The organism is Streptomyces sp. SID11385, assembly GCF_010548245.1.
GTDB lineage: Bacteria > Actinomycetota > Actinomycetes > Streptomycetales > Streptomycetaceae > Streptomyces.
On record NZ_JAAGLR010000288.1, the window covers coordinates 1 to 3,761 of the forward strand.

General features: G+C 75.7%; 5 protein-coding genes and 1 pseudogene. 4 read left to right on the plus strand and 2 right to left on the minus strand.

Going from position 1 to position 3,761, the window contains the following annotated elements; all coding sequences use genetic code 11:
- Positions 1-167, plus strand: a pseudogene (locus G3I42_RS37445) (DNA-3-methyladenine glycosylase); the annotation flags it as partial.
- Between the two features lie 19 nt (positions 168-186).
- A complete protein-coding gene (locus G3I42_RS08865) occupies positions 187-717 on the plus strand; it encodes a methylated-DNA--[protein]-cysteine S-methyltransferase (protein WP_164284047.1) in 531 nt (176 codons plus the stop codon).
- 228 nt (positions 718-945) lie between these two features.
- Here the strand turns inward: G3I42_RS08865 and G3I42_RS08870 are convergent, their stop codons facing one another.
- Positions 946-1,881 (minus strand): NADP-dependent oxidoreductase, encoded by a 936-nt coding sequence (locus G3I42_RS08870; RefSeq protein ID WP_164284049.1) that lies wholly within the window; start codon positions 1,879-1,881, stop codon positions 946-948.
- Between the two features lie 110 nt (positions 1,882-1,991).
- Here G3I42_RS08870 and G3I42_RS08875 point away from each other — a divergent pair, with 110 nt between their 5' ends.
- The gene (locus tag G3I42_RS08875) at positions 1,992-2,549 is read left to right on the plus strand and encodes a TetR/AcrR family transcriptional regulator (protein ID WP_164284051.1); all 558 of its coding nucleotides are present in this window, start codon (positions 1,992-1,994) and stop codon (positions 2,547-2,549) included.
- Positions 2,550-2,776: 227 nt separating this feature from the next.
- Here the strand turns inward: G3I42_RS08875 and G3I42_RS08880 are convergent, their stop codons facing one another.
- On the minus strand, positions 2,777-3,277 hold the full coding sequence (locus tag G3I42_RS08880) for an NUDIX hydrolase (protein ID WP_164284055.1): 501 nt from the start codon (positions 3,275-3,277) through the stop codon (positions 2,777-2,779).
- Between the two features lie 147 nt (positions 3,278-3,424).
- On the opposite strand from G3I42_RS08880, the gene G3I42_RS08885 reads away from it, so the two are divergent.
- A partial coding sequence (locus G3I42_RS08885) for a glycerate kinase (protein ID WP_164284053.1) occupies positions 3,425-3,761 on the plus strand: 337 nt, incomplete at its 3' end.

Sequence of the window (3,761 nt, forward strand, 5' to 3'; positions counted from 1 at the left end):
CCGTCACCGACCTCGGCGTCCGCCAGGCCGCCGAGGCCCTCGGCCTGCCCGCGACCCCCGCGGCCCTCACCCGCCGCGCCGCCGCCTGGCGCCCCTGGCGCGCCTACGCGACGCAGTACCTGTGGGCGACGTCCACGCACCCCATCAACCTCATGCCCACCGCCTGACCCCGAGGACGTGTTCTCCGTGCACCGCGTACACACCCTGACCGACAGCCCCTACGGCACCCTCACCCTTGTCGCCACGGACGGCCTGCTCAGCGGCCTCTACCTGCCGCGGCACCGCCACCGCCCCGCCGAGGAGACCTTCGGCGAGCGCGACGAGCGCCCCTTCGCCCGGGCGCTCGACCAGCTCGGCGCCTACTTCGCGGGCGAGCTGACGACCTTCGACCTGCCGCTGCACCAGGAGGGCACGCCCTTCCAGCGCACCGTCTGGGACGCGCTCGTCCGCATCCCGTACGGCGAGACCCGCAGCTACGGACAGCTCGCCGCCGCCCTCGGCAAGCCCAGCGCCTCCCGCGCCGTGGGCCTCGCCAACGGCCGCAACCCGATCAGCATCGTCGTCCCCTGCCACCGCGTCGTCGGCGCGAACGGCAGCCTGACGGGCTACGCGGGCGGAGTGGAGAAGAAGAAGGCGCTGCTCGCCTTCGAGCGGGGGCGGACGGGGGCGCCGGGCAGCGGACAGGCAGGCGCGGACACGCTGTTCGCGCTGTCCTGACCGGCGGCGCTCGGCACCCTGGCCGGCGGCGTCCGGCGCCCTGGGCGACGGTGTCGGCCCGGACGGAGCCGGACCGGGCGGTGGGGTGGGGGCGGTGCGAGGAGGGCCGGGGCCCCGTCCGAGCGCGCCACGGCGGAGACGGAGCCGCCCCGCGTCACCGCACGCGCCCCGTCCCACCGCAAGCGCTCGCCCACCGCACCCGCCCCGCCTCCCCCGTCTCCGCCCGTCTCACCGCACCCGCAGCACGAGCTTGCCGCCCGCCCTCCCGGAGAGGCTCCGCTCAGCCGCCGTGCGCCAGTCCTCCAGCGGGTGGACGCCCGCGAGCGGGACCGTGAAGCGCCCCTCGGCCGCCCGCCGCGCGTACACCGGCAGGGCGTGGTGGTGGTACGCGTTGCCCTCCTCGCCGAACTGGTAGCGCACGCCCAGCTCCTCCGCCGCCGCGAAGTCGCTCATCGTCATGACGTCGCGCGGCGCCGCGACGGTACGGATCAGCTCCGGCAGCCCGCCGCTGGGCGGCGCCGCGTCGATGGCCAGGTCCACGTCGCCGCCGGCCAGTTCCCGTACCCGGGCCGCCATGCCCTCGCCGTACGGGGTGACCTCCGCGCCCAGCCCGCGCAGCTCCTCCGCGCGCCTCTCCCCGGCGGTCGCGAGGACGCGCGCGCCCTGGTGGAGCGCGATCTGTACGGCGGCGTGGCCGACGGTCGAACCGGCGCCGTGCACCAGGACGGTCAGCCCCGGCGCGGTGTCCGCCGTGACGCCGAGCCCCGCGAGGCCCCGGTGTGCGGTCTCGACGGCCATGGGGAGCGCGGCGGCCTCGGCCGGGTCGAGCTTCTCCGGGCGCGGGAACCACACGTCCAGGAGGGCGTGGTCCGCCGCTCCCGCGCTCGGTCCGGTGAAGGGCACGGGCCCGAAGACCTCGTCGCCCACCGCGACGCCGCTCACGTCCGCGCCGAGGGCGTCGACGGTGCCCGCGACCTCCAGGCCGATTCCGCGCGGCAGCTCCCCGGCGAAGAGACCACGGGCGAGCGCCCAGTCGGCCGGTGTCAGGCCGCACATTGTCACAGCCACGCGGATCTGCGCGGGCCCCGGCTCGGGCACGGGGGCCTCTTCGAGCCGGATCACGTCGAGTGCGGGTCCGTGCGTGTGGAAGCGCAGAGTACGCATGAGGATCTCCCGGTGGTGCGCCGAAGTGACAGCAGGTGCTGTCGTCACTCCACCGTAGCAAAGTGACGACAGCATCTGCTGTCACTCGGGTTTCTCCCTACACTGGCCCCATGGCACGTTGGGAAGGCAATACGCGCGGGCGGCTCGAACGAGCGGCGCTCGACCTCTTCACGGAGCAGGGCTACGACCGCACGACGGTCGCGCAGATCGCCCGCCGCGCGGGGCTGACGGAGCGGTCCTTCTACCGCTGGTACACGGACAAGCGGGAGGCGCTGTTCGGCGGCGGCCGGGAGCTGGAGGAACTGCTCGTCGCGGCGGTCGCCGAGATCCCCGAAGGCACCGCCCCGCTCGACACCCTCCTGCGCGCCTTCTCGAAGGCCCCCGAGGTCTTCCGGCCGCGCGAGTTCCTGCGCGCCCGCGCCGCCGTCATCGCGGCCAGCCCGCCCCTGCGCGAACGCGAACTGATCAAGACGGCCTCCATGTCCGCGGCGCTCAAGAAGGCACTGGAGGACCGCGGGCACCCCCCGGCGGCCGCCCGCCTCGCCACCGACGCGGCCATGGCGATCGTGCGGGTCGCGGGCGAGCGGTGGGCCGCCGACGAGTCGGCCGCCTACGAGACGCTGCTGCGCGACGCGGAGAAGGAACTGCGGGCGATCGTCCACGCCTGAGGCCCTGAGGCCCCGAGCCCGTGAGCGTCCTCAATACCTGCGACCGCGTCCACCCGCAGCAGTCCGGGAGTCGGCCCTCCGGCTCGGAGCAGGCCCTCGCGCACCGCCGCGTGCACGGTCGGCACGCTCACCACGTAGCCGAGCGAACGCAGCAGGCCGACTGCGGCCCCCCGGCAAGGCAAGTTGTGGCGCGCTGCCCGCGGGCGCTCCGCCGTCCGGGCGCTCGCTCAGCCCTCCGTCCCGCCCGGCAGCACACCGTCCACCAGTTCCACCGTCCCCTCCCCGCGGTCGAGTACGTCGAGTGCCGCCGTGACGCGGGCCGCCAGCGGTGCGGGGAGGAACTCGGCGAGGCGCGTGCGCGGCACCATGCGCCACGAGAGCAGCTCGGACTCCTGGAGCCGGATCGCGCCGAGGTGGCGCTCGGTCAGCACGCCGCCGTCGTACAGGTGCATGACGATCGGCGGGCGCCCGGGGCCGCGTGCCCAGTCGACCGCGAGGAGCCGCCCGAGCGGCAGGTCGAGGCCGATCTCCTCCAGCGTCTCGCGGCGCGCCCCCTCGCGCGGCGACTCGCCCGTGTCCGACTCCACCGTCCCGCCCGGGACGCCCCACCCGGGCCGGTAGTTGGGCTCGACGAGCAGCACCCGACCCTCCGCGTCCCGGAAGAGCGTCGCCGCCGCCGCGAGCACGCGGGGCAGGCCCGCGATGTAGTCGCTGTACTCGCTGTCCACTTCACTCTGACTCACAGTCACCGAGCCTAGCGCCCACTTCCCGGACGCGCCCGCGCTTCCGTGCCCGCCGCCCGTTAGGGTCGCCGAGGTGTGCGCGACCGGCGAGGCACGGCGGCGCGTACGGAACGAACCGCGCGAAGGAGTGTCGTGACCGAGGAGCAGGGGCGCCCGACGAGGGTGCTGATCGCCGCCGACAAGTTCAAGGGCTCGCTCACCGCCGTCGAGGTGGCCGCGCGGGTGGGAGCCGGGCTGCGGTCCGTGCGGCCCGGGCTCGTCGTCGAGGCGCTGCCGGTCGCGGACGGGGGCGACGGCACGGTCGCCGCCGCCGTCGCCGCCGGGTTCACGCGGCACGAGGCGGCTGTGACGGGACCGCTCGGCGAGCCCCGTACCGCAGCCTTCGCCCTGCGCGCGGACACCGCCGTCGTCGAGATGGCCGAGGCGAGCGGGCTCCAGCACCTGCCCCCGGGCCGCTTCGCGCCGCGCA

Excerpts from the sequence above, each read along its gene's own strand:
- G3I42_RS08870 (WP_164284049.1), bottom strand. The coding sequence starts at position 1,881 with ATGCGTACTCTGCGCTTCCACACGCACGGACCCGCACTCGACGTGATC.
- G3I42_RS08875 (WP_164284051.1), top strand. The coding sequence starts at position 1,992 with ATGGCACGTTGGGAAGGCAATACGCGCGGGCGGCTCGAACGAGCGGCG.